This window comes from Geofilum sp. OHC36d9 (assembly GCF_052400685.1).
In the GTDB taxonomy this organism is placed as follows: Bacteria; Bacteroidota; Bacteroidia; order Bacteroidales; family Marinilabiliaceae; genus CAZHHH01.
The window spans coordinates 66,871-91,578 of sequence record NZ_JBQTGJ010000002.1; the positions used below are offsets into that span (position 1 = coordinate 66,871).

The window sequence follows — 24,708 nt, forward strand, 5'->3', positions numbered from 1 at the left end:
ATTTCAAATTAAAAATTAAGACTTAAACCAATAATATAAATACGAGGGTGAGGATAAATATTGTTATCAATACCATCGTTACTAAATTCAGGATCAAGCCCATCATAATCAGTTATTACAAACGGGTTCTGAACGGTGCAGTAAACCCTTGCCCGCTGATTATCCGAAAGACCCAGATGATTAAAAGTATATCCCAAAGAAATATTATCCATCTTCAGGAAAGAAGCATCCTGTACATAGTAGCTTGAACGGAAACGCACCTCCTGAAAGTTCGTTGAAATAGCGCTGTTTAGCTTATTTTTCAGGTAACCCGACGGATCATAAATCCCGGATTGTGCTTCCCGGTTAGATTGAACATTATTGTAAGCATAATTTCCAAGACTGGCGCGTAACGAGAAATTAAAATCCCAATTTTTATATAAAAGCTGGGAAGACAGCCCCATAAACACATCCGGTGATGCTTTTTTATACTGAATTAAATCACTTTCGGTGATTGAACCATCCTCATTTTGGTCCACATAAACACCTTCCACAGGCTTACCTGAAGTGTCGTAAACCTGCTCGAAAACATAAAACGACCCGGCAGGATGATTAACACTATGAATCAAAATATTAGTCCCTGTACCGCCATCAATTCCACCATGAATAACACCTACATAACTCGGGTCATCATTAATGGTCAATTTTGTAATTTCATTTTTATTGTAAGAAATATTGTAGCTTAAATTCCACTTAAGATCATGTCTTACCAACGGTTTACCAGTAACAGTAAATTCGACCCCTTTATTGGTCAGTTCTCCAATATTGGTTAGCAATTCATTGCTAAAATTGGTTCCTGCGGCAATTGCTACAGTATTTAACAAATCGTTTGTTTGCCTGTAATAAAAATCCAGTGCACCATTAATCCGATTTCCCAGGAAACCGTAATCAATCCCGGCATTATAGGTTGTGGTTTCTTCCCATTTAAGATTTTCATCGTAAGCCACCGGACGAATCAGCGCAACTTTGGTATCGCCAAAATAGTAATTGGCTCCGGCAGAACTGTAACTATATCTCGCCATCCAGGGGTAATCTCCCTGTCCCAGACTTTGTTGTCCGGTAACACCATATCCCAGCCTAAACTTCAAATCAGTAAGTACCGACGAATTTTGCATAAAAGACTCGTTACTAACTTTCCATGCCAAAGCCACCGAGGGAAATAATCCCCACTGGTTATCGGGGCTAAATCTGGAAGAACCGTCGTTACGCAAAGTAAAAGTTAACAGATACTTATTTTTAAAACTATAATTCAATCGTCCAAAGAGAGAAACAATATAAGCTTCAGAAGAGTAGTCGTCACTATCCTTATAAAATTCATCACCTGTCGATTCAGCCATCTCTGATGAATAAGGGTATACATTCTCAGATTCATTATAAAACTTTTGCCAGGAGTAACCGGCCATCGCATCAAAATGATGTTGATTCAAATCCTTTGTATAATTCAAATAAAAATCCAAAAGAGTATTACGCTTGGTTTGCGAATAACTGCGATTATCACCCCAGCCGGACTTGTAGTTACCCCAAACCCAACTCATTGGAGAATTATCTTCAATCATTACGTCTCCATCGCTTTTAGACACATCATAACCGAGGTTTAAATTGGCACGTAATCCTGGAAGAGTTCTGAATTTATAGTCAATCTGGGCATTACCAATGCTTCTATAAACCGTTGACTCGTCGTGTTTTTGATCCAAAATAGCAACGGGATTGGCCAGGCCGATATCAATAGGCGTTCCGTCACTGGGTTTTAATGACATATAATAGCCATTACCGTAGAGTGATTCGGCATAAACAGGCTGCGTAGGATCAAACTGTGTAGCAGAGCCAATGGCGCCCTGATCGGCAAAGCGATTGGTATTATAACTTCCCTTGGCATTCAGTTGAACGCTAAGACGGTCGTCAAAAAAAGTAGGATTCACGTTGATGGATGCCGTGGTTCGTTCCAACTCTGAAGTTTTCAAAACCCCTTCTTCTTTAGTGTAACCTATTGAAACGCGAAAAGGCATTTTATTCATTGCCCCGGACATACTAAAGTTATGGTCGGTACTCAAAGCCGTCTGAAATATTTCGTCCTGCCAATCGGTTTTTGAAGTTCCAAGTGCATTAAACTGATCACTTCCGGTCCCATAAATACCGGTAACATAATCTCTGAAAGTATCCGCACTCATTACATCCACATTTCCAGTTGTTGTACTAACCGAAAAACTTCCGTCGTAAGAAAATTTCAAATCCCCTTCTGCGCCCTTTTTGGTTGTAATGATAATCACACCATTGGAAGCTCTGGAACCATAAATTGCCGTAGCAGATGCATCTTTCAAAACAGTAAATGTCTCAATATCATTGGAGTGAATAGTACTCAAAGGATTTGACAATCCATTTATTCCTGAAGCATTGTCAACAGGCACACCATCAATCACAATTAACGGATCGTTACTGGCTGACATAGAAGAACCACCACGAATTCGTATCGTCGAGGCAGAACCCGGTGCTCCCCCGTCACTGACTACGCTAACCCCTGCAATTTTACCTGCAATAAGGTCGGATGGTGATGTTGCCAGCCCCTTGTTTAGTTTAGTAGCATCAATCGCGGTTACAGAACCTGTTAAATCTGTTTTTTTAACGGTTCCATATCCAATGACAACCACCTCGTCCAAATCGACCAAATTAGCACTCATGGCAACATCAATGGTTGCATCGTCACCTATTATAACCTTCGTATTTAAATAACCTATAAATGAAAAAACAAGAACATCACCTTTCCGTGCGCGAAGAGTGTAGTCGCCTGTCGGAGTCGTAATAGTTCCGTTTTGCGTCCCCTCAATCAACACGGTTACACCGGGCAAGCCTATGCCATCGGTGGCATCGGTTACTTTTCCAGATACAGTTACTTCCTGAGCAAACACCCCTAACGGGAGAAGTAAACTCAAAAAAAGCAACAGGACTCGCTGTCCATGAAACATCTTTTTCATAAAAATTGATTTAGTTAATGAAATTAAAATCGATAAAGCTCATTCCCCGTTGGAAACAGGTCTTTAAATCTTAGTGTAACTTCAATCAAAAACAAAACATTTAAGCCACCTGCTTTCAATCTGTCATTCCTAACTTCACCGTACAAAAATACATCAAAAAAAACATCTTATAAACATTATTTAACTCTGATAACCAGATTTTTACAAATACATTTCCGCAAACGTTTGCGGTTTCGATTGCGAGAACGTTTGCATCAATTTACGTATGTTGTAAAACATATTTTGACATTTTATTAACAAAAGTCAATTGATTAACACCAACACAACTACAAACCTAATAATCAAAGCACAAGTTTCACATACCGCAATCATTCTATCAGAGAATTATATAAAAGGGCAAAAATGAAAACCCGAACAGATAGATAAAGACACTATTTTCACTATTTTTAGCATTTCGTTAAAATCATGAAGCATCGCAACACAAAAAATATATTTGAGTCAGAGACCAAAGTGAATATATAGAGTCTGTCCATAAACTAAGTGTTTGAAATATAAAGTTCAAATTCAAGGCTTGCGAAGTCATAAAAATCAAGGGACTGACGAACGAAGTAAAGGCAGAAGCAAAGCTGTTATTGCGAATTTATGGCAAGATTGCTTTGACTATGCTTTACAAGGAGGAAGAAGACGAAGTCAGTTTACTTTTCGTAAATGACTGTTTTTATGACAGGCATAACGCAGAAGTTGACTTTATAGACAAACACGATATAGACGTCAATACAAATAAATTATTTACGGATGAAATCATCGCATATAACGATCAAGGACATAGCCAAAATATTAGGCATCTCAGCCTCAACCGTATCGAGAGCCCTAAAAGATCATCCTGACATCAGCGAAGAGACCCGTAATCTGGTAAAAGTATTTGCCGAAAAAGTTAATTATCGCCCCAACGCACTTGCCTTAAGCCTGCGCAAACAAAAAACAAACACTTTGGGATTAATCATTCCGGAAATTGTACACCATTTCTTCTCATCTGTTATCAGCGGCATGGAAGATGTCGCCTATGGCGAAGGTTACCATGTCATGATTTGCCAATCCAACGAAAACTACCTGCGAGAAGTAACGAACATACAGGCGCTGATGGATTTAAGAGTGGACGGTCTTTTGGTTTCAATGAGTAAAACCACAAAAGACTTTACGCATTTCAGGAATGTCATTGACGATGGAACGCCCATTGTTTTCTTCGACAGGATATGCGACCAAATTGAAAGTGACAGAGTCATATTTGATGACTTTGAAGGTGCCCGCATAGCAACCACTCATTTAATAGACACCGGCGCTAAAAACATCCTTCACCTTTCGGCATCGCGTCACCTGCTAATCGGGAAAAACCGTTACTTAGGCTACTGTCAGGCATTACGCAATAACAATATAGAGGTAAACGAAGACCTTGTTTTGAAATGCGATACCCGTGAAGAGGTCTACAGTATGCGTCAACACATTCTTGCGCTGGCCCCTCATATCGACGGTCTCTTCGCCGTAAACGACAGTACGGCCATCGCGGCCATGCAAATTTTACAGGAGAACGGCTTTAAAGTACCGGAACAAATAAGTGTCGTTGGCTTTGGCGACGGACCTAACGCCACCATCACGACGCCGACATTAACCACCGTTGAACAAAAAGGATATGAAATGGGCCGCGAGGCCGTTCGGCTTCTCATTCAACGGCTCGAAAATCCCAACGCACTTATAAACTACCAAACAAAAATTATTACCCCCACACTGCAAAAACGCAACTCCACAAAATAAACAGGGCAATGCAAACGATTGCAGAATAAACACCGGAATTAAATAAATCTAAATGATTATTTAACACAACCAACCGCAAACGTTTGCAATAAGGCAATCACAAAAAAGAGAGAACTTACGCGTGAAAGTTATGCGAACAAACCTTTCACACGACATCGCTTTTGTTTTATATTTGTAACCGTAACTACAATCAAAACATACTTTATTAAGCTTCCTGCTTTTATATTACCCAGGTTTTAGGAACCGCTATCGGGTATTCTGTAATAACTTCATTCACAAATTAGTGGTTGCCCGAAAACTCCAGTCACAAATATGAACGCTTCATTTTTGAGGCTTTCGAAGCTTGAAAAATGTGAGTTCACTGATGTAAATGGTCATTTTGAAAGCGAGAGTAACAGAGAATGTGACGTTTTCTTGCTGACACTAAGTTAATTATTAACACAAGTCATTAAGCTTTAAGCAACTGTTTTTTGTTTATTTGTAACAAACTATATAACACGAAATTAAATTTTAAAACACCTCTCACTTTTACGCTCGTCACTGCGATTAATATTGAAGGAATGGTTGATCGCCAGCGCGAATAAATAACAAGGAAAATGAAGAAGTTACCGCGATTATCAACAGGACAGATCTGGAATATGAGCATTGGGTTTTTAGGCATTCAGTTTGGGTTTGCGCTACAAAATGCCAATGCCAGCAGGATACTACAAACTTTCGGCGCCGATGTTGAGCACCTATCCTGGTTCTGGCTGGCCGCTCCCATCACAGGTATGATTATTCAACCCATTGTGGGTCATTACAGCGACCGGACATGGAACCGTTTTGGACGTCGACGTCCCTACTTTTTATTTGGGGCGATCTTCACGGCTCTGGCACTTATTTTCATGCCTAACTCAGGCGCCCTTGCAGCATTCATACCTCCAATGTTTGTGGGGGCCGGCATGTTAATGATTATGGATGCGTCCATCAACATATCCATGGAACCATTCAGAGCTCTGGTTGCCGATAAGCTACCCGACGAACAGCGTACCCGGGGCTTCTCAATTCAAACCACACTCATAGGCATTGGCGCGGTAGCCGGCTCATGGTTAACATACGTATTGGCTGAATGGATGGGCGTCTCTAAAACAGCAGCACCCGGCGAAGTTCCCCCCAATGTCATCATTTCATTTTACATTGGCGCATTCGTTTTATTGGCAGCCATCATCTGGACCGTCGTCTCAACCAAAGAATACTCCCCGGCTCAACTAAAGGAATTTGGTCTCTCACCACAGGAAAAGAAAACCACAAAGAAAACATCGGGCCTGATTCAGATAGCTCAGGATTTTAAAGCCATGCCCAAAACAATGAAACAACTGGGACTGGTTCAGTTTTTTTCGTGGTTGGCTCTATTCGGTATGTGGGTCTTCACGACGCCGGCCATAGCACAGCACGTCTATCATTTACCGGCCAATGATACCTCTTCTGAAATATACAATGATGCCGCCAACTGGGTAGGCATCCTCTTTGGCATATACAATGGGGTAGCTGCTATTTTCGCCTTTGCACTTCCGGCTTTATCCAAACGCATCAGTCGCAAGGGAACACATGCCTTGTCATTGGCCATCGGTGCCATCGGGCTGTTTTCCATCTATTTCATCAGCAACCCCACAATGCTCATACTGCCAATGATTGCCATAGGTATTGCATGGGCCAGCATTTTGTCGATGCCTTATGCCATGCTGGCTGGTTCATTGCCCGCAGCCAAAATGGGTATTTACATGGGTTTGTTTAATTTCTTCATCACAGCGCCGCAGATTGTAAACGGTATTTTTGGTGGTCCAATAGTGAAAAGAGTCTTCGACTCCCAGGCCATCTACGCCCTCATCATTGCCGCTGTAAGTCTTCTTATAGCAGCCATCTCAGTTGTGTTTGTTCAGGATAAAACCGAGCGTTCTAACTACTAAATACAAAAATCCTTATGATTAAAGCATGTATATTCGACCTCGACGGGGTAATTGTTGATACAGCCAAATACCACTACATAGCCTGGAAAGATTTGGCCCACGAGATGAACTTCGATTTTACTGAAAAAGATAATGAGCGCTTAAAAGGCGTCAGCCGGATGGCCTCGCTTGACATTCTTCTGGAGATCGGGCACATCAATAAGACACCGCAGGAAAAAGAACGCCTGGCAGCGAAAAAAAATGAGAATTACCGCTCTTACATCCTTAAAATGACACCGGATGAAATTCTTCCCGGCGCAGCGGCATTTCTTAAAGAATGCCGCGACAATAAAATTGCCACAGCTCTGGGCTCTGCCAGCAAAAATGCCATGACAATTTTATCGAGGCTACAGCTCACCCAGCTGTTCGATGTTATAATTGATGGCACCAAAACGTCAAAAGCCAAACCCGACCCCGAAGTATTCTTAAAAGGCGCTGAAGCCCTGGGCATTTCACCAACAAATTGTGTTGTATTTGAAGATGCTGAAGCAGGTATTGAAGCCGCTCTGGCTGCCGGAATGAAATGCGTGGGCATTGGCAACCCCAAAACACTCAATAAAGCCAATTTTGTAATTGACGGCTTGCATCAGATGAACATCCAACATCTTTACAACCTATAATAATTGACATTTATATGAGAAAATATATAAAACCCGACGCGTGGAAAATTATCGAAGATGGCTTTGACCCCGCTTTCCACAAAGCGTCAGAGAGTATCTTCAGCCTGGGAAATGGCCACATGGGTCAAAGGGCTAACTTTGAAGAACGATATTCAGGACACTCATTACAGGGCAATTATATTGCCGGCGTATATTATCCCGACAAAACACGTGTTGGATGGTGGAAAAATGGCTATCCGGAATATTTTGCCAAAGTTTTAAATGCACCCAACTGGGTTGGTATTGACATAGAGATAGAAAACGAACCGCTGGACTTATTCAAATGTAAGACCGACCAATTTGTGCGAATACTCGACATGCACAAAGGGGTGTTGTCGCGTACCTTTATAGCGACCCTAAACAATGGCAACCAGATAAAAGTTGAAACCCAACGATTTCTGAGTATGGCCCAGACCGAATGTGCCTGCATCAGATATTCAATTACTCCGCTTAATTTTAGCGGAAACATTACTTTCGAGCCATACATCGATGGGGATGTTGAAAATGAAGATTCAAACTACGACGAAACATTCTGGAACATCCTTGAAACGCATAGCGCCAATGGTGAGGCAACCCTGTTGTCACAAACCAAAAAGCTCGATTTCAGAGTCGCATTTGCGATGCAATGGAACATTAACACAAAAAACATCAATGTTACCTCATCAAAAAATAATATTCTGGTAAACAACAGAATTGAGGTAAATGCCGTGCAGGGAGAAACCGTCCAGTTCGAAAAATATGTAGGCATCACCAGCTCGCTCAATCATCAACCTGATGTATTGGTAAAAAAAGCAGCTGAAAAAGCGTTGATAGCCCGCACCGCCGGTTTCGATAAAATGTTACAGGCACACATCGATAAATGGGGAGCGATCTGGGAATACAGCGACATAAAAATCAAAGGCGACACCGAAGCGCAACAGGGAATCCGTTTCAATATTTTTCAGCTCAACCAAACCTATACCGGCGATGACGAGCGGCTGAATGTCGGTCCCAAAGGGTTCACCGGCGAAAAATACGGCGGCACAACCTATTGGGACACCGAAGCATACTGCATCCCCTTTTTCCTGTCGACCGCGCCACAACACGTCACCCGCAACCTGCTGATATACCGCTACAAGCATCTTCAAAAAGCCATCGAGAATGCCGAAAAACTAGGATTCTCAGGCGGTGCAGCGCTATATCCCATGGTCACCATTAATGGCGAAGAATGCCACAACGAATGGGAAATAACCTTTGAAGAGATACATCGCAACGGTGCCATCGCTTTTGCTATCTACAATTATATTCGTCATACCGGCGACGAGCAATACCTGGAAGAATACGGACTTGAAGTACTGATTGGCATAGCCCGCTTTTGGGCACAACGCGCCACATGGTCGGAAGAAAAAAAGAAGTATGTCATTCTTGGCGTAACCGGCCCCAACGAATACGAGAACAACATCAACAACAACTGGTACACCAACAAATTAGCGGTGTGGTGTCTTAACTACGCCATCAAAGCATTAAAAACCGTTAAAAACCTGAATCCCAACCGTCTAAAAGTAATTCTTGAGAAAACCAATCTCGACGTGACGGTCGAAACCTCTAAATGGAAAGAGGTGGCTGACAAGATGTACTTCGCATTTAATACTGAGCTAAACATCGTTATGCAACAGGACGGTTACATGGATAAGGAACAAATTCTGGCAGCCGATCTGCCAAAAGAAATACGTCCCATCAACCAGCACTGGTCGTGGGATCGCATATTGCGTTCCTGCTTTATCAAGCAGGCCGACACCCTGCAAGGCATTTTCCTCTTCGAAGATGAATATGACACCAATACCATTCGCCGCCATTTCGAATTCTACGAACCACGCACCGTTCACGAATCATCGCTATCGCCCTGTGTGCATGCCATTCTCGCTGCCCGCATTGGCAAGCCGGCCAAGGCCTACGAAATGTACCTGCGAACCAGCCGTTTAGACCTCGACGACTACAACAACGAGGTGCACGAAGGCCTTCACATCACAAGCATGGCCGGCACATGGATGTCGATTGTGGAAGGATTTGGCGGTAAACGAATCCAGGACGGACAACTTCATTTCAATCCAATTATTCCTGCCCAATGGGAGGCCTACAGCTTCAAAATAACCTTTCGCAACAACCATTTGGAAATAAATATCGACCAGAAAGAAGTGCAAATAATTTCTCACGCCAATAAAACAGTAGAACTTTATCTTTATGGCAAAAAAGTATCGATAAAAGCGGCTTCTCAAATCTCTGTTCCATTAAATCCAGGCTATTATGAATAACAAACTAAAAACACTTCTCATTATAGTTCTGACCGGCATACTAACCATAGCACCGGGCAGACTGTCTGCGGAAAAAATTTATCATGTTGAACCGGCGTCCTGGTGGATTGGTTTTAAAAACCCCAAAGTACAGGTCATGATTCATGGCGATAACATCAGCAGTCTACGACCTGAAATCAACTATCCCGGCGTTTCTATCCAACAAATCATTTCAACCGGCAATCCAAATTATCTGTTTTTGGATTTAATAATCGACCCTATGGCGAAAGCCGGAAGCGTCCAAATTAAACTCAAAGATGGAAAAGCGGTCACTGCTTCCTTTATATGGCAACTAAATGAGCGACAAAAAAACTCAGCCCTTCGCCAGGGTTTTGATCAGAGCGATGCCATCTACCTTATCATGCCCGATCGCTTCGCCAATGGCAATCCCGATAACGACGACATTATTGGCATGAAAGAAACGGCCAGCCGCAATGCGCCTTATGGCCGGCATGGAGGTGACCTCAAAGGCATTGAAGATCATCTGGACTTCATCGCCGGCATGGGTTTTACAGCCTTATGGCTTAACCCGGTACTGGAAAACGACCAGCCGCAATCCTCTTATCACGGCTATGCCATCACCGATTATTACAATATCGACCGTCGTCTGGGATCCAACGAAGATTTTAGAAAACTGGTGGATATGGCAAAAAGCAAAGGTATTAAAATGATCATGGACATGGTGTTTAATCACTGTGGCAGTGAGCATTGGTGGATGGCCGACCTCCCGGCAAAAGACTGGATCAATCAACATCCTGAATTCACACGTTCAAACTATCGGTTAAGCACAGTTTCAGATCCCTATGCCTCGCAAGCCGACCTCGACCTCACAACCAAAGGGTGGTTTGACACCACCATGCCCGATATGAATCTGAAAAATGAGTTAGTCCTCAACTATTTTATTCAAAACAGTATTTGGTGGATCGAATATTCCGGTTTGCAAGGTATTCGAATGGATACTTATCCGTATCCCGACAAAAATGGCATGGCTAAGTGGATGAAACGTCTCAATGAAGAATACCCAAACTTCACGGTGGTGGGAGAAACATGGATTGGAGAACCATCCAAACTGGCCTACTGGCAACAGGACTTCCCAAACAAAGACGGGTACAACTCACATCTTAAAAGCCTTATGGACTTCCCCGTTGCCGAAGCCATAGGAAAAGCGTTTAACGAATCCGAAGGATGGAGTTCCGGTTTAATGCGACTTTACAACGTTCTGGCTGACGACCATCTGTACCCCTATCCAAACAACATGGTGGTTTTCGGCGAAAACCACGACATGGGCCGACTGGCTCATTTTCTTGGCGACGATGTCAACAAAATGAAAATGGCCATTACCTTTTTAGCGACCGTTAGGGGCATTCCTCAATGGTATTATGGCAGCGAAATACTCATGACCGGAAATGGGGCCGATGGACACGCCAATATTCGCCAAGATTACCCCGGCGGTTGGGCAGGCGACAGCATCGATGCATTTAAACCCGAAGGTCGAACAACTCGTCAAAACGAAATATTTAACTACCTGACGAAAATATTGAATTACCGAAAAAACAGCCCCGTTCTGCAAAAAGGCAAAACCATGCATTTCATTCCCGAAAATGATATTTATGTCTATTTCAGATATCTGGATAAAAAGGCCGTTATGGTGGTACTCAATAATAACAACGAAACAATCAACGACCTGCAATTAAACCGGTTTTCAGAAATACTGGACCAATATCAGATCGGCAAGGATGTACTGTCGGGAGAGACGCTCCCCATTAAAGGACAACTATCAATCCCCGCCAAATCGGGACGAATTATCGAACTAAAATAATGTACCTGTCCATAAACTCGCAAGTCTGGCTATAAAGTTCAAATTCAAGGCTTGCGAAGTCATAAAAATCAAAGAGTTTACTTTTCGTAAATGACTGTTTTTATGACAAGCGTAACGCAGAAGTTGACTTTATAGACAAACACTAAAATAAAATCAACACCATGATAAGAAAAAACATCACAGTCGCTTTAATGGCCATAATAATGTTTTCGTGCCATAATGCGACACAGCAGCGACCTAACCAACCGAAAGTAAGTAAAACCCCGATGCCAGTCTGGGCTCAGCAAGCAACTATTTATGAAGTAAACACCCGGCAGTATACCGATGCCGGCACCTTTAAAGCCTTTGAAACACACCTGCCCCGCTTAAAAGAATTGGGTGTTGACATCCTTTGGTTTATGCCCATATATCCCATCGGTGTAAAAAACCGCAAAGGCACGCTGGGCAGTTACTATTCCATACGCGACTATAAAGCGGTCAACCCCGAATTCGGAACGCTGGACGATTTCAAATCGCTGGTTAATAAAGCTCACCAAATGGGCATGAAAGTCATTATCGACTGGGTAGCCAATCATACTTCATGGGATCACCAATGGCTCTCTTCCAATCCTCAGTGGTATCGCAAAGACTCACTGGGGAATATAATCGCGCCTTTTGACTGGACCGACGTCGCCCAGCTGGACTATTCACAGACCGGTCTGCGAAACGCCATGAAAGAGGCCATGTGCTTTTGGGTCAAAGAAACAAATATCGATGGCTTCCGTTGCGATGTCGCCGGCATGGTCCCGGTTGATTTCTGGGAAGATGCCAGGGCTTCTCTTGATAGCATTAAACCCATATTTATGCTTGCCGAAGACGAAGCCGAAACAGCCCTCCTGAACAATGCGTTCAATGCCAACTATGGCTGGGCTTTTCATCACATCATGAATGACATTGCACAGGGTAAAAAAACGGCGGCCGAGGCGGCTAACTATCTCAAAACATTGAATGCAAACTACCCATTGGGCGCTTTTCCATTACAATTTACTTCAAACCACGACGAAAACAGTTGGAACGGGAGCGCCATAGAAAGAATGGGTGACGCAACAGAAGCCTTTGCTGCCCTTTCATTTGTTGTTGAAGGCTGTCCGCTTATATACAACGGACAGGAAGCCGGGCTCAATAAACGACTGTCGTTTTTCGATAAAGACACCATCAATTGGTCCGATCTGTCGGCTTCCGATCTTTATAAAAACCTCATCGCTCTAAAAAAAGGAAATAAAGCCTTATGGAACGGAACTGCCGGTGGCCATGCCACACTAATTCAAACATCAGACTCCAATAAGGTTGTGGCATTTAAGAGAGAAAAAGAAAAAAACAGCGTCACTGCAATTTTTAACCTATCACCAACTCCCATCTCCATTAGTCTCCCCGATTCCATTGAAGCAGGTTACACCGACTATTTTATGAAGACACCAAACAAATATCCAATCAAACACATCGATCTTGATTCCTGGGAATTCAAGATTTTGGTTCGCAATAAGTAACCATTCCTTCAATGGTGCTTTCAAGCCGCCGTTTGTTTTCGAGCGGCGGCTTACTTTTTTTTAATCTTCACCATTTTTAGTCGTAATCATTATCACTCCGTTTGCGCCACGGCTTCCATAAATAGCAGCTGCTGAATCCTTAATTACATAGATATCTTTAATCTGGCACGGGCTGATAGAACCGATAGAACTAACCACCATGCCATCAACAACATACAACGCACAACTTGATAACGTCAACGAGCTAACGCCTCTAATAATAACCATAGGCTCCGCTCCGCCAGCATTAACCTGAACACCCGGGAAACGACCTTTTATTAAATCAAACACATTATTATAACTACAGAAATCCTGTTGTCGACGATCCAGACGATTGATGGCATTAGTCAGATTATCTTTACTCACATAACCATATCCAATAGCTAACTTCTCATTTTCTTCAGTCATCTTAAAATCAACCTTCACCACTAAAGTATCGTCAAGCTTTGGTGTAACTCTTACTTTTTTATTTCTAAATACCTTCCCCTCAAAAACAAGCACATCTTTGTTCAATGTTACGATATTAAAATAGCCCAACGAATCAGTTGTTATAGTAGCACCACTCTTTTGAGCCACAACAGTGAAATTGGCTACCGGCAGCGAATCCAATGTAAAAACCCGGCCATTTACAACCCTATTTTGAGCCTCTAACGAAAATGTAATAGAAAGCCCAAACGATATAAATAAAAGACAAAAAGATTTCATACAACAACATTTTTAGTTTCCGGGATCAGACATAAGACTGACCAAGTTAATCATAAATGCACACAAATACAGTTAATCTTAAAAAACGTTATTCGTCATTACTATTATTTTTCAGAGTAAATTAAAACCCATCAAAACATATTTTCGTAAATTGGCTTACTTTTTGATATTATCACACTTGAATTTTAAAATTTTTACGAATAAATCCCGAAAACTATGAAAACAAATTATTTAATCGGACTATCATTAGTCTTTATTTTATCCTTAGGATTCAGCAGTTGCAAATCAAAAAAAGCCGTTACCAAGGCAGCCAGCAACAATGAAATTGGCACTATTCTGGAAGAAATGCCATGTGAAAATGCCGGTCGTTCAGACAAAAACTTCTTCCGGGCAACCTCTATGGCGACTAGCTCAGACCTTCAACTGGCCAAAGAAAAAGCACTTATTTTGGCCAAACAACGATTAACGACACTTATTAACTCGACCACTAAAACCGTCACCGAACGTTACGCCAACGAAAGAGAAATAGGCGACGCCGGCGAGTTCGAACAATCCTTCGAAAATATGACGCGCGAGGTAGCCGAAGAAACACTCAACAACATTGTTGTAACCTGCGAAAAAGCCAGTGTCCTTGACAATAAACGCTACAGGGCTTTCGTAGCCATAGAAGTGGCTAAAGACGACATTTTAAATGGCCTTTCACGCCAAATTTCAAACAACAGTAAATTACAACTTGACTTCGACCGCTCTAAATTTGAAGAGACGTACAATCAGGAGATGGAAGATTATGCAAAAAAAAATAGTTTGTAGTTTTCACAAAAAACAAATCTGAACTATTGCTTTTTACCAATATAAAAAGCTATCTTTGCTGCTCAAAATAATTATAGACAAACTGTTATGTATTTGAATCAAGAAGTAAAAAAAGAAATCTTCGCAAAGTACGGAAAGTCTAATACTGATACTGGTTCTCCAGAGAGCCAGATTGCATTATTTTCACACCGTATTTCGCATTTAACTGAGCATCTCAAGTTAAATAAGAAGGATTATAGCACAGAACACTCTTTGGTACGATTAGTAGGAAAACGTCGGCATTTGCTCGATTATCTTAAAGCCAAAGACATTGAACGCTACAGGGCTATTATCAAGGATTTAGGAATCCGTAAATAATAACCAAATGGCTTACAAAAAAGGCAGCTTCGTTAAAGAAGTTGCCTTTTTTTGTTTAAATGAATCACTTTTGACACAACAGGCTATAACGCCATTTTTCCAAAAAAAACAACAGAAAATTCAATCACACACATGATTATTGATTTATTAAAGCTTTTGGTCCACAGATTATCTTTATCTTTGGACAGAATAAATAAGAATAAAATATGATTAAGCCAATTGAAAAAGTGATTGACCTTGGCGATGGAAGGTCAATCGTGATTGAAACCGGCAAGCTGGCCAAACAGGCCGACGGTTCAGTCATTGTACGCATGGGTAACACCTACCTCCTGGCCACTGTAGTATCGGCACAGGAAGCAAAACCGGGCACTGATTTCATGCCTCTAACGGTTGAATACAAAGAAAAATATGCTGCTGCCGGACGTTTTCCCGGCGGATTTCAAAAAAGGGAAGCCCGGCCATCCGATTATGAGATCTTGGTTTCAAGACTAATCGACCGAGCCATGCGTCCACTTTTCCCCGACAATTATCATGCTGACACCTTTGTTACTGTAAACCTTATTTCGGCAGACAAAGAGAGCACCCCGGATGCGCTGGCAGGTCTGGCTGCCTCTGCAGCAATGGCTGTGTCCGATATCCCATTCAATGGTCCCATATCTGAAGTTCGCGTTGCCCGTGTTGATGGTCAATACGTTGTTAACCCCCCGGCTTCCCAGTTAGCCAAAGCAGACCTCGACATTATGGTTGGTGCATCTTTCGACAACATCCTGATGGTTGAAGGTGAAATGTCGGAAGTATCCGAAGCCGAACTGCTTGAAGCTATGAAAGTAGCTCACGAAGCAATTAAAGTTCACTGTAAAGTTCAGATGGAACTAACCGAATTAGTGGGCAAAACTGAAAAAAGAGAATACTGCCACGAAGAAAACGACGAAGAACTGCGTGATAAAGTTTGGAAAGGAACTTATGACAAAGCTTATGCTGTAGCCAAAAAAGCAAACCCAAATAAACACGAACGTTCCAGCGACTTTAAAGCCGTTGTCGACGAATTCATCGCTGCCAATTACCCTGATACGGACGAATCAGAGATCCCGATGGAACTCATCAAACGTTATTATCACGACGTTGAGAAAGAAGCCGTACGTCGTTTAATGCTTGACGAAAGTATCCGTCTCGATGGCCGTAAGATGACTGAAATACGTCCTATCTGGAGCGAAGTAGACTGCCTGCCAGGACCTCATGGATCTGCCATATTTACCCGCGGTGAAACCCAATCGTTAACCACTGTTACCCTGGGGACCAAAATGGACGAAAAAATCATTGATGATGTCCTGAACCACTCCACCGATCGCTTCTTATTGCACTATAACTTTCCACCGTTCTCAACAGGCGATGCCAAACCATACCGAGGTACCGGCCGTCGTGAAATTGGTCACGGAAACCTGGCTATGCGTGCATTAAAAGGCATGCTACCCGAAAATTCACCCTATGTTATCCGCGTGGTTTCGGATATTCTGGAATCCAACGGATCGTCATCAATGGCAACCGTTTGCGCCGGGACTCTGGCACTAATGGATGCCGGTATTAAAATCAAACGTCCCGTTTCAGGTATTGCCATGGGATTGATTACCGATACCAAAAGTGACAAATACGTTGTTCTTTCTGACATATTGGGTGATGAAGATCACCTTGGTGACATGGACTTTAAAGTGACCGGTACGGAAAAAGGAATTACCGCCACACAAATGGACATCAAAGTGAATGGTTTATCTTACGAGATACTTGAAAAAGCATTAAATCAGGCCAAAGAAGGCCGGATGCACATTCTCGGTAAAATCAAAGAGACCATCAGCGAACCGCGCGAAGATTACAAACCTCACGCACCTCGTATTGTAACCATTCGGATTCCTAAAGAAATGATTGGCGCCGTGATTGGTCCTGGTGGAAAAATCATCCAGGAAATACAAGCCACAACAGGAACCGTTGTTACCATTACCGAAGAAGGCCAATTCGGAAATGTCGACATTTCTGCCGATAACAAAGAAGCAATTGACAATGCATTGGCTCGCGTTAATGCGATTGTTGCTATTCCTGAAGTCGGTAAAATATACAAAGGCAAAGTGAAATCAATCGTTCCTTTCGGCGCATTTGTTGAAATTCTGCCAGGCAAAGACGGTCTGCTTCACATTTCCGAAATTGATTGGAAACGTGTTGAAAAAACCGAAGATGTCCTCAAAGAAGGTGAAATGATTGAAGTTAAGCTTATCGATATTGATGCACGATCAGGGAAACTAAAACTTTCAAGAAAAGTTTTACTCCCCAAAGAATAAAGATTAGGCATCTAAACAAAAAAACGCTTTCGAAAACCTCGGAAGCGTTTTTTATTGTCTAATTTATGCTCAAATAATATTAAGCATTGGAAAAAATCATTTTTTAAACGACCTTTGTTTAACCGGTGATTAAAACAAAAGTTCAAATCCGACCATACGCTTGTCCTTAAAATGGTCATTTATCATTTTAACGCACAATTTCAGGACTGCGAAAACCTTAAATTTGAACACTTTCTGTAAATACTAACATTTTATTGCGAATACTTACTAACCATAATCAGAGCACATAAGTGAAACAACAAACAACCATTTCTGACTGGCATGAAACATTAAGCAATCGTTTGGAAGGGACGCCCCGGGAAGCAGCCCGATTCTATAACCTTGAAATCATGCCACGCATGATGCATGTACTCTCACAACATAAAGAAGAGTGTAACGAATGTGCGCATTTGTTTAACACCATGGATACCATGACACAACAATTGACAAAATGGTTAAAAGAAGAAAGCCCGGAACTAAAAAACTTCCAGTCATCACGTCAACAGATACTTCGTCATCTTCATTCATCGCATCAAATCGTTGCGAAAGGACTCTGGCTCTCAAGAATCACTGTTTTAGGCCTGGTAGCCGGCATCCTTCTGGCATGGCTCTCAAATATGATTTTTACACAAACAGAACTTAAAGGCCTTTTAATATCAGGCGCAACAGTCGGAAGCATGGCCGGATGGATAATCGGCAAACTATTTGAAAACCGGCTGAAAAAACAAAATAAAATTTTTTAGACACCTTTATCTAACTTCTACAGCAATGAATAAAGCACTATTACTTTCAACCGTCGTCATCTCAACACTAATTATGACAAACGCCTGTACCAATAAACAACAACAACTCAATTATCCCAAAACAGCTAAAGTTGACACAGTAGATGTCTATTTTGGTCATCAGGTAGCCGACCCCTATCGTTGGCTCGAAGATGACAATTCCGCAGAAACAGAAGACTGGGTGGAAGCCCAAAACCAAATTACCGAACGATATCTCAACGACATACCCTTTCGCGACAAAATAAAAACCCGTCTGGCAGAGACATGGGCCTACGACCGTATCTCCGCACCTGAAAAAAAAGGCAATTACCTTTTCTACTACAAACATGACGGTATTAAAAACCACGCCATTCTATATGCAAAAAACATTCGCACAGACGAAGAAAAAATTCTGATTGACCCCAATCATTTTTCGGATGACGGTACCACGTCGCTTGGGGGCGCTTCGCTCTCTGAAAATGGCAAATACATTGCCTACGCCATTAGTAAAGGTGGCTCCGACTGGCGTGAAGTTTTTGTTCGCGATGTTGAAACAGGCAAAGACCTGAATGATCATTTGCAATGGATAAAATTCTCAGACCTGTCGTGGGACAACAACGGTTTTTTCTACAGTAGATACGACCAACCCGGCATAGGCAAAGAGCTTTCGGGAAGTAACACCTTCCAAAAAATATATTATCACAAACTGGGAACCGCTCAGGATAAAGATGTATTAATTTATCAAAATCTGCAAAAGCCTCTTCAAACATACACAGCCAAAGTAACCGATGAAAATCAGTATCTACTCCTTTATACCGGCGAGTCCACGCAAGGAAATACCGTTGCACTTAAAAATCTGACTAATGATGGCGAGTGGATAATAGCGGACACTTCGATGACTTCTGAAACAAGCTACATTGCTACGGTAAACAAAAAACTTCTGTTTCTGACCAATCAGGATGCCCCACGCTACCGTCTGGTTGCCATCGACCCCAACAACCCCGGACAACACAACTGGAACGAAGTGTTACCCGAAAGCAGTCATGTTCTTAAAAACGTAACGCTGACCAACAACTTTATTATTGCACACTATATGGTCGACACACAAAGTCAGCTCAAAGTTTTTAGTATCACCGGCAATTTTCTGTACAACATAAATCTACCTACTGACAATGGCGCCGTTACGTCTGTCGAACCTGTTAAAGACGAAAACCGCATCTACTACACATTCACCTCCTATACAACACCTCATCAGGTTCTCGAATTTGATTTGAGCACGCAAGATGCAACCCTCTATTTTAAACCTAAAGTCGATTTCAACCCTGATGAATACGAAACAAAACTGGTATTTGTACAGGCTCACGACGGCGCACAGGTACCGCTACACATCGTTCATAAAAAAGGATGCACGATGGATGGCCAACAACCAACCTTATTATATGGATATGGCGGTTTTAATATTGTGTATCAACCGGGCTTTGACGTTCGTCTGATCCCCTGGCTCGAAAACGGCGGAGTATATGTAAATGCGCACATTCGCGGAGGGGGTGAATATGGCGACGACTGGCACAATAGTGGCACAAAGATGAACAAACAAAATGTCTTCGATGATTTCATCCTGGCAGCTGAATATCTGATTGAGACAGGCTACACAAATCCCGACAAACTGGCCATGATGGGCGGTAGCAATGGCGGATTACTGATAGGTGCTGTTGCCAACCAACGCCCGGACCTGTTTAAAGTTGCACTGCCGGCAGTTGGCGTCATGGACATGTTACGCTACCAATACTTCACCATTGGATGGGCCTGGGCTGGCGATTACGGCCGCAGCGATGACAGCGAAGAAATGTTTAAATACCTATACGCCTATTCGCCGCTTCATAACATACCCAAAGGCGACCTGTTCCCCGCAACACTCGTAACAACAGCCGACCATGACGACCGCGTCGTACCGGCTCATTCGTTCAAATATACAGCAACCCTGCAGGAAAATTATTCGGGTCCCAATCCGGTCCTTATACGAATAGAAACCAAAGCCGGACACGGCGCCGGCAAACCTGTCGCCATGCAAATTGATGAAGTAGCCGACAAATGGGCCTTCACCCTTTATAATATGGGTCTCAATTATACGAATCAATAAAATTGTCGGGAAGATAAAAAAATAAAAAAATTCGGCACTGTAATAAAAACCATGATAATTGACCGCGCAAAAGTTTCTTTGCATAAACAAAGAAATTTTAAGATATTTACAAATTGAAACTATTTAAAACGGATAAAACCCGCGAGTTTCTTTAGATTTTTGAAAACATTATTATATTTGTGAGAGAGTTTAGAATAAGTTCAAGAACAAATAATTAAGCTAACATTATGAAAAGAACAAGTATGAAATTTTTTGGTTATCTGGCACTGGCTACGGTTGTTGCTAGTTGTTCAAGTCTTGATAAGATGAGAACCAATTCTCCAGATATTGAATACACCGTAACCCCCGAGGTGCTTGAAGCTCAAGGTGGTAAGGTAGAGGCCAATATCAGAGTACAAATTCCAGGTGGTTACTTCGACCCCAAAGCAACTTTAACCGCAACCCCGGTTTTAGTTTATGAAGGTGGCGAAACACCGTTTCCCAGCTACACTGTTCAAGGTGAAAAAGCCACTGGAAACAATCAAGTCATTTCCAAATTAAATGGCGGACAGGTTAACTACACCAATTCTGTTGATTACAACAAAGACATGAGAGTGTCAGACCTGGTAGTTCGTATTAAAGCAACCCGTGGTACTGCTACTGCAGATTTTGAACCGGTTAAAATTGCTGAAGGTGTTATTTCAACAGCCGAAATGGTTACCGCACAAGGCATTTTGGGTTCTATTGGAGCTGACCAATTCAAAAGAATTGTTCCTATCTCCAAAACTGCTGAAATTCTTTACCTGATTCAACAAGCTAACATCAGAAGAACAGAACTGACCAAAGATGAAGTTAAGAAACTGAATGAATTCATCAAGGAAGTTAAAGCCGCTGAAAACAAAGAATTCAAAGGGGCTTCTATCTCAGCTTATGCATCACCCGACGGTGCTGTGGATTTAAATACCCGTTTGGCTTCCCGACGTGAAACTTCAGCCCAAAAAGTATTAGCCGGACAACTGAAAAAAGCAAAAGTTGACGAAGCTAAAGAAGATAACTTCTTCGATTTGAAAAGCACGCCTGAAGACTGGGAAGGTTTCAAAGCTTTAATGGAAAAAAGCGAAATTCAGGACAAAGACCTGATTCTACGTGTTCTTTCTATGTATACCGATCCTGAAGTACGTGAACGTGAAATCAAAAACATGTCTCAAACATTTGAAGTGATTGCAAAAGAGATTCTTCCTCAATTGCGTCGTTCAAAAATGAGCGTTAACGTAGAAGAAATTGGTAAATCAGACGAAGAAATTTCTCAATTGGCTGGCAGCAATCCTGCTGACCTTACCATCGAAGAAATTCTTTATGCTGGTACATTGACCAAAGATGCAACCGAAAAAGAAGCAATCTACAAAAAAGCTGCTGCTCAATACCCCAACGACTGGAGAACCCACAACAATGTAGGTTATGCTCTTTATCTGCAAGGTAACTTCAGCGGTGCTAAAGTTGCATTCGAAAAAGCAAACTCAGTAAAAGCAAATCAACCTGAAGTGATGAACAATTTGGGTGCTGTGGCCTTGCAAGAAGGTGACATTGCCAAAGCTGAAGAATACTTCGGTTCTGCTGCTGGTGCTGGCAAAGAACTCGACAATAACCTGGGTGTTGTTGCATTGAAAAAAGGCCAGTACGAACAAGCTATTCGTTACTTCGGTAACAGTACTAGCTGCAACGCTGCTTTAGCTCGTATCCTGAATAAAGATTATGCAGGTGCCACTGCAACGTTGAATGCCAACACCATGGAAGTTGCTCAAAAATACTATTTGAAAGCAATTGTTGGTGCCCGCACCAACGAAGCCAACCAAGTATTCAGCAACCTGCGTAAAGCTGTTGAATTAGACGCTGCTTACAAAGCAACTGCTGCTACTGATATGGAATTTGCAAAATATTTTGAAGATGCAACTTTCAAATCAACCATTCAATAATCAATAACTGATTTACATATAAAAAAAGACGCTTCAATGAAGCGTCTTTTTTTGTTATAGCAGGATCTGCTCTATTGTGCGATTTGACAATTAACCTTAAATTAGCCCCGGAAACCTACTAAAAAACAAAACTATGACCGGGAAAAAGAAAATAGCTGTTGTCCTGTCGGGATGTGGGGTGTACGACGGAGCCGAAATTCACGAATCGGTTTTCACCCTTTGGGCCATAGCCAACGCAGGCTTTGATTATGAAATTTTCGCCCCTGACATCAATCAATATCATGTTATAAATCACCTAACCGGTAAAGAAACCACCGAAACCCGCAACGTATTGTGCGAAGCGGCCCGTATAGCGCGTGGAAAAATAAAACCGGCAACAGCTCTCAAATCATCCAATTTTGAAGCCGTTATATTTCCTGGTGGTTTTGGGGTCGCCAAAAACCTTTGCTCATTCGCCCTCGATGGCATTGAATGTAAAGTGAACCCTGATATTGAAAAAATAATACATACTTTTCACGCTAAAGAAAAACCCATTGGTGCTTTATGCATCTCACCAGTGCTCATTGCAAAGGTTTTAAACAATCTTAAATTAACAATTGGTAATGATCCCAACACCATAGAAGCTATTGAAGGAATGGGCAGCAAACACATAAGAAGTACACATGGGCAAGTTATTGTTGACCACCGCCATAAAATAGCATCCACGCCATGCTATATGCTTGATGCCAACATTCTGGAAGTGGCACAGGGCGCCACCAACATTGTAAATGCAATAGTAAAACTAATTCGCGAAAGCGGAGGCGAAGAGCAGCCGGTAGCCTGATAAACCAGTTAACAAATTTAACGGTTAACCGTCACCGATTAACCGTTAAATAATTTCATAAAGCGCTACAGAAGCCCCATATCGATTAACGCAATAATATGTTCCACCATCTTATCATCTGTGTCCGGACAATATTCATCTTTTAAATTGGCACCAAACAAACGGGCGACGCCTTGCCAAAAAAAAGCAGAAACACCCCCTTTGTAATCTTTAATTAAATCGTAGCTGGTATTACCTGTTTCACGGTCAATCAGCCGGATCAACATACGCCCCTGAGAAAACGTCAATTTACGAAGTGGCGCCTCAAATTCAGCAAATAACTGTTTCTCGGCTTCCTTCACATACCGTCGGCGTTCTTTATCCGTCTTTAATTGATGCAGACTATCATTTATCATCTGAAGTTTAGAGGCCGCAATGCGGGCATATGGCAATGTCTTTTTTATATTCCGCACCAAACGACTATAACGTTTGTATTCTCTCTCACTCTTAAACTTCCACGGTGGTACAACAACCACTTCATTCAATAAAATATTGGCCAGAGTATCTCCATCAATCACGCGTCCTTTCAGGTAGTGATAATGCGCATCAGCCAACGGGTTTTGACCGACCGCAGCACAAGACAGCAAGATGAACGACATTAGGATGAGGAAATGAGACCAACGCATACCACAATATATTAATCTGTTATTCCAACAAATCAAATTTCAGACCAAAATAGTTTCAATTCTCAACCTGCTTTCGGAGCCAAACGATCTCCTCCGCCCATAAACCGGGATTCGGGGTTTCCAGTATAACCGGAATATTTTCAAAACGATCATCACCAATCAAACGGCTAAAAACGGCAGAACCCATCAGCCCCTTTCCAAGACTATCATGACGATCGACGTGCGAGGCCAATGGCTTTTTACTATCGTTAAGATGCACACCTTTCAGATAATCAGCCCCTATAATTTCATCAAATTGCCGCCACGTTAAATCATATCCTTCAGCCGTTGCAATATCATAACCTGCTGTATATGCATGGCAGGTATCAATGCAAACGCCAACCCTACTTTTGTCTTCAACCCCATGTATTATTTCGGCCAGATGCTCGAATTTATATCCGACATTTGATCCTTGTCCCGCGGTATTCTCAATCACAGCCGTAACCCCCTCTGTTTTATCCAACACCATATTAATAGAATCGGCAATACGGCGTAAACATACCGACTCACTAATTTGATTCAAATGACTGCCAGGATGAAAATTCAACAACCTCAATCCCAGCAACTCACACCGCTGCATTTCGTCCAAAAATGCCGCCCGCGATTTCTCTATCCCGGCGGTATCAGGATGCCCCAAATTAATCAGATAACTATCGTGCGGTAAAATATGATCGAAACTAAACCCTAGCTTTTTAACCTGGTATTTAAAAGCACTAATACTTTCCTCTGTCAAGGGTTTAGCCACCCATTGACGTTGGTTCTTTGTAAACAAAGCAAATGCGTTGGCACCAATTTGTGCCGCATTGACGGGCGCATTTTCCACACCTCCGGCAGCACTTACATGTGCACCTATAAATCTATTTTTCACCATTCTAACAGGATATTGATGATCAAAGATAGAAATCAGATCCGACA

The 24,708-nt window shown here is 42.1% G+C and carries 17 protein-coding genes; 13 read left to right on the top strand and 4 right to left on the bottom strand.

Annotated features, from left to right (window positions below):
• Window positions 1-8: 8 nt before the first annotated feature.
• Window positions 9-3,008: a SusC/RagA family TonB-linked outer membrane protein gene (locus ACT3CD_RS03170; RefSeq protein ID WP_444642866.1), complete on the bottom strand. Its 3,000-nt coding sequence runs from the start codon at window positions 3,006-3,008 to the stop codon at window positions 9-11.
• A gap of 795 nt (window positions 3,009-3,803) precedes the next feature.
• Here ACT3CD_RS03170 and ACT3CD_RS03175 point away from each other — a divergent pair.
• The 6 genes from ACT3CD_RS03175 (at window position 3,804) to ACT3CD_RS03200 (ending at window position 13,136) form a co-directional block, all read left to right on the top strand.
• On the top strand, window positions 3,804-4,817 hold the full coding sequence (locus tag ACT3CD_RS03175; RefSeq protein WP_444642868.1) for a LacI family DNA-binding transcriptional regulator: 1,014 nt from the start codon (window positions 3,804-3,806) through the stop codon (window positions 4,815-4,817).
• Between the two features lie 596 nt (window positions 4,818-5,413).
• Window positions 5,414-6,763, top strand: a complete 1,350-nt coding sequence (locus tag ACT3CD_RS03180) for an MFS transporter (protein ID WP_444642870.1) — start codon at window positions 5,414-5,416, stop codon at window positions 6,761-6,763.
• A 14-nt stretch (window positions 6,764-6,777) separates the two neighbouring features.
• Window positions 6,778-7,422: a beta-phosphoglucomutase gene (gene pgmB, locus ACT3CD_RS03185; protein ID WP_444642872.1), complete on the top strand. Its 645-nt coding sequence runs from the start codon at window positions 6,778-6,780 to the stop codon at window positions 7,420-7,422.
• A 14-nt stretch (window positions 7,423-7,436) separates the two neighbouring features.
• Window positions 7,437-9,752: a family 65 glycosyl hydrolase domain-containing protein gene (locus ACT3CD_RS03190; RefSeq protein ID WP_444642874.1), complete on the top strand. Its 2,316-nt coding sequence runs from the start codon at window positions 7,437-7,439 to the stop codon at window positions 9,750-9,752.
• Window positions 9,745-11,610, top strand: a complete 1,866-nt coding sequence (locus ACT3CD_RS03195) for a glycoside hydrolase family 13 protein (protein WP_444642876.1) — start codon at window positions 9,745-9,747, stop codon at window positions 11,608-11,610. The genes ACT3CD_RS03190 and ACT3CD_RS03195 overlap by 8 nt, the downstream gene beginning before the upstream one ends.
• Window positions 11,611-11,771: 161 nt before the next feature.
• Complete coding sequence (locus ACT3CD_RS03200; protein WP_444642878.1) at window positions 11,772-13,136, top strand: alpha-amylase family glycosyl hydrolase; 1,365 nt, start codon at window positions 11,772-11,774, stop codon at window positions 13,134-13,136.
• A gap of 60 nt (window positions 13,137-13,196) precedes the next feature.
• Here the strand turns inward: ACT3CD_RS03200 and ACT3CD_RS03205 are convergent, their stop codons facing one another.
• Complete coding sequence (locus ACT3CD_RS03205) at window positions 13,197-13,880, bottom strand: TonB-dependent receptor plug domain-containing protein (RefSeq protein ID WP_444642880.1); 684 nt, start codon at window positions 13,878-13,880, stop codon at window positions 13,197-13,199.
• Between the two features lie 216 nt (window positions 13,881-14,096).
• Between ACT3CD_RS03205 and ACT3CD_RS03210 the strand changes: the two genes are divergently transcribed.
• The 7 genes from ACT3CD_RS03210 to elbB all read left to right on the top strand — a co-directional run bounded on the left by ACT3CD_RS03210 (window position 14,097) and on the right by elbB (window position 23,089).
• Window positions 14,097-14,690 carry a hypothetical protein gene (locus ACT3CD_RS03210; RefSeq protein ID WP_444642882.1) on the top strand — a complete coding sequence of 198 codons (594 nt, stop codon included), beginning with the start codon at window positions 14,097-14,099 and terminating at the stop codon, window positions 14,688-14,690.
• Between the two features lie 87 nt (window positions 14,691-14,777).
• The gene (gene rpsO, locus ACT3CD_RS03215) at window positions 14,778-15,047 is read left to right on the top strand and encodes a 30S ribosomal protein S15 (RefSeq protein WP_444642883.1); all 270 of its coding nucleotides are present in this window, start codon (window positions 14,778-14,780) and stop codon (window positions 15,045-15,047) included.
• Window positions 15,048-15,253: 206 nt separating this feature from the next.
• Window positions 15,254-17,374 carry a polyribonucleotide nucleotidyltransferase gene (gene pnp / locus ACT3CD_RS03220; protein ID WP_444642885.1) on the top strand — a complete coding sequence of 707 codons (2,121 nt, stop codon included), beginning with the start codon at window positions 15,254-15,256 and terminating at the stop codon, window positions 17,372-17,374.
• A gap of 290 nt (window positions 17,375-17,664) precedes the next feature.
• Complete coding sequence (locus tag ACT3CD_RS03225; RefSeq protein WP_444642887.1) at window positions 17,665-18,156, top strand: hypothetical protein; 492 nt, start codon at window positions 17,665-17,667, stop codon at window positions 18,154-18,156.
• Window positions 18,157-18,181: 25 nt separating this feature from the next.
• Window positions 18,182-20,314, top strand: coding sequence for a prolyl oligopeptidase family serine peptidase (locus tag ACT3CD_RS03230; protein WP_444642889.1), 2,133 nt, complete (start codon window positions 18,182-18,184; stop codon window positions 20,312-20,314).
• A gap of 227 nt (window positions 20,315-20,541) precedes the next feature.
• Window positions 20,542-22,266 carry a tetratricopeptide repeat protein gene (locus ACT3CD_RS03235; protein ID WP_444642891.1) on the top strand — a complete coding sequence of 575 codons (1,725 nt, stop codon included), beginning with the start codon at window positions 20,542-20,544 and terminating at the stop codon, window positions 22,264-22,266.
• 133 nt (window positions 22,267-22,399) lie between these two features.
• Complete coding sequence (elbB, locus tag ACT3CD_RS03240) at window positions 22,400-23,089, top strand: isoprenoid biosynthesis glyoxalase ElbB (RefSeq protein ID WP_444642893.1); 690 nt, start codon at window positions 22,400-22,402, stop codon at window positions 23,087-23,089.
• A gap of 65 nt (window positions 23,090-23,154) precedes the next feature.
• On the opposite strand, the gene ACT3CD_RS03245 is transcribed toward elbB, so the two are convergent.
• Both ACT3CD_RS03245 and nfo read right to left on the bottom strand, forming a co-directional pair.
• The gene (locus ACT3CD_RS03245) at window positions 23,155-23,754 is read right to left on the bottom strand and encodes a DUF4294 domain-containing protein (RefSeq protein WP_444642895.1); all 600 of its coding nucleotides are present in this window, start codon (window positions 23,752-23,754) and stop codon (window positions 23,155-23,157) included.
• A 55-nt stretch (window positions 23,755-23,809) separates the two neighbouring features.
• Window positions 23,810-24,664, bottom strand: coding sequence for a deoxyribonuclease IV (nfo, locus tag ACT3CD_RS03250; protein ID WP_444642897.1), 855 nt, complete (start codon window positions 24,662-24,664; stop codon window positions 23,810-23,812).
• Window positions 24,665-24,708 lie beyond the last annotated feature (44 nt).

Bases quoted from the DNA above. Each gene is read 5' to 3' on its own strand.
- ACT3CD_RS03170 (WP_444642866.1), bottom strand. From the start codon at position 3,008: ATGAAAAAGATGTTTCATGGACAGCGAGTCCTGTTGCTTTTTTTGAGT.
- ACT3CD_RS03175 (WP_444642868.1), top strand. From the start codon at position 3,804: ATGAAATCATCGCATATAACGATCAAGGACATAGCCAAAATATTAGGC.
- ACT3CD_RS03180 (WP_444642870.1), top strand. From the start codon at position 5,414: ATGAAGAAGTTACCGCGATTATCAACAGGACAGATCTGGAATATGAGC.
- pgmB (WP_444642872.1), top strand. From the start codon at position 6,778: ATGATTAAAGCATGTATATTCGACCTCGACGGGGTAATTGTTGATACA.
- ACT3CD_RS03190 (WP_444642874.1), top strand. From the start codon at position 7,437: ATGAGAAAATATATAAAACCCGACGCGTGGAAAATTATCGAAGATGGC.
- ACT3CD_RS03195 (WP_444642876.1), top strand. From the start codon at position 9,745: ATGAATAACAAACTAAAAACACTTCTCATTATAGTTCTGACCGGCATA.
- ACT3CD_RS03200 (WP_444642878.1), top strand. From the start codon at position 11,772: ATGATAAGAAAAAACATCACAGTCGCTTTAATGGCCATAATAATGTTT.
- ACT3CD_RS03205 (WP_444642880.1), bottom strand. From the start codon at position 13,880: ATGAAATCTTTTTGTCTTTTATTTATATCGTTTGGGCTTTCTATTACA.
- ACT3CD_RS03210 (WP_444642882.1), top strand. From the start codon at position 14,097: ATGAAAACAAATTATTTAATCGGACTATCATTAGTCTTTATTTTATCC.
- rpsO (WP_444642883.1), top strand. From the start codon at position 14,778: ATGTATTTGAATCAAGAAGTAAAAAAAGAAATCTTCGCAAAGTACGGA.
- pnp (WP_444642885.1), top strand. From the start codon at position 15,254: ATGATTAAGCCAATTGAAAAAGTGATTGACCTTGGCGATGGAAGGTCA.
- ACT3CD_RS03230 (WP_444642889.1), top strand. From the start codon at position 18,182: ATGAATAAAGCACTATTACTTTCAACCGTCGTCATCTCAACACTAATT.
- ACT3CD_RS03235 (WP_444642891.1), top strand. From the start codon at position 20,542: ATGAAAAGAACAAGTATGAAATTTTTTGGTTATCTGGCACTGGCTACG.
- elbB (WP_444642893.1), top strand. From the start codon at position 22,400: ATGACCGGGAAAAAGAAAATAGCTGTTGTCCTGTCGGGATGTGGGGTG.
- ACT3CD_RS03245 (WP_444642895.1), bottom strand. From the start codon at position 23,754: ATGCGTTGGTCTCATTTCCTCATCCTAATGTCGTTCATCTTGCTGTCT.
- nfo (WP_444642897.1), bottom strand. From the start codon at position 24,664: ATGGTGAAAAATAGATTTATAGGTGCACATGTAAGTGCTGCCGGAGGT.